This is a genomic window from Bartonella sp. CL63NXGY (assembly GCF_042194905.1).
Lineage (GTDB): Bacteria > Pseudomonadota > Alphaproteobacteria > Rhizobiales > Rhizobiaceae > Bartonella.
On the sequence record NZ_JBHINK010000052.1, the window covers coordinates 1 to 1,642 of the forward strand.

Below are 1,642 nucleotides of genomic sequence, written 5' to 3' on the forward strand. Positions count from 1 at the left end.
CTTCTTATTTTGATCGCTCAAAAGGGCAGCAATGCCAAGTCAAACATCAGACAGGGTTTAGCGGTCCCGTGCGGCGTCTTCGCACTTGTTACACTTGTGAGGAGGAAGCACGAGCTGCTGCTGCTTCCGAGTCGGACAGGTTGTGTCGTGCTGTGGGGAGTGGTTCTTTGACCCTTGAGGGGCGTCCCGAAGTCATGGCGGATCAACCTCTTTTATTGCAAGGGTTTCGTGGGCAAATCAATGGGCCATGGAAAGCTTCCACTGTCACCCACTGCTATGAGAAGCAAAGCGGATACACCACAGAAATTACACTCGAAGCACCAGACAAGGGAAAAGAGGCAGGAGAAAAGGAAACCTCTGAGTGACAGAAAATCAAAGGGTAATGTTTACCCTTTGATTGGTGATGAAGGGCATTTAGAGGAATAGGGACAACTTGTCCCAATTGCTAAAACGAGAAATAGGATCAAGTTGATCCAATTGCATGAGTACAGAAATAGGGTAATGTTTACCCAATTCCTTAAAGGAGCAATGGTGCAAACATTGCACAATTGCAGACTGAAGAGCAATTTGGTCAAGTTGACCGAATTGCTTAAACGCTTTTTCTCTTTTTGATAGTATGCTTAGGATACAGAAAAATCATCAGTCAATTTATGCTAAAAGAGGTGAACACATCTTATATACGCTGCTTCTCAAATAATACGATTCCAACTCAATGATTGATCATCAAAAATTGGGATTTTGAGCAGAAAAGAAAAAGAGGCTTTAAATGATCTTTGAAAGGTCTTTGAAGACCCTTTGAGAACCCCTTAAAAACTCTTTGAGAAAAAATAAATTGGTACAATGTAGTTTGACACTAGGTTTTATACTAAGTGGGAAGAGGTGGGATTAGGTAGGAATACGTGATAATTTGTTGTTTTTATGTATAAAATTTAGCATTAAATGCGCGTTTTGTCAAAATAGATTTTGACACCTAAAATTGTAAAAAAGAGCTAAAAAGAGCGAAAATCAGAAAAAAGTGCGTTTTCATGGTAAAAATGAGAGAAGGCTTTGAAAGGTCTTTGAAAACCCTGTGAAAAATTTTGAAAAGTCTGTGAAAGCCCAGAAAACCGCCTTTGAAGACCCTGTGAAAAAAATCAATCCAAAAGTTCAATTGACTCCAAAATCAGCCAAAAATAACCAAAAAAGCAAAAAAGATTTTCACCTATTGATGATTATCTATTTTTATAGGCAATATATACTTATTAATCAAATAGTTATATTGTTTTTTTAATGTAAAAAGATTTTCATATCGATTTTTCATATTAAAGAGGCATTAAGCTGTATCTTATTTAGTTTCTGGGTGTGCATTTTCAGCCTCTATTTGACGCTTTAAATGCAATTTTAGAAGAGGTAAAATAAGCTCGACTTCTTCCGTGTCGTTGATATCTTGAACAAGCTCTTGCAGTTTTCCATAAAGTTCCGCCGCGCGTTCCGCTATATCTTCAGGAGGGATCTTTATATTTGCATCGCGATAGGTTGTATAAGCTATGCGACCAAGCTTTTTCATGAGACCAGCAGGGATAGCTGGTGGAGATATATTGAAAGACTGAGTTTTCATCATGTTTATGAACATTTCATCTTCACCAGTCAAAAGCCAATTTAG

At 38.0% G+C, this 1,642-nt stretch carries 2 pseudogenes; one reads left to right on the plus strand and one right to left on the minus strand.

Annotated elements, in window-relative coordinates:
- Positions 1 to 365 (plus strand): annotated as a pseudogene (locus ACFIK0_RS09105) (late control protein); the annotation flags it as partial.
- 959 nt (positions 366 to 1,324) lie between these two features.
- On the opposite strand, the pseudogene ACFIK0_RS09110 reads toward ACFIK0_RS09105, so the two are convergent.
- A pseudogene (locus ACFIK0_RS09110) lies at positions 1,325 to 1,642 on the minus strand (transcriptional regulator); the annotation flags it as partial.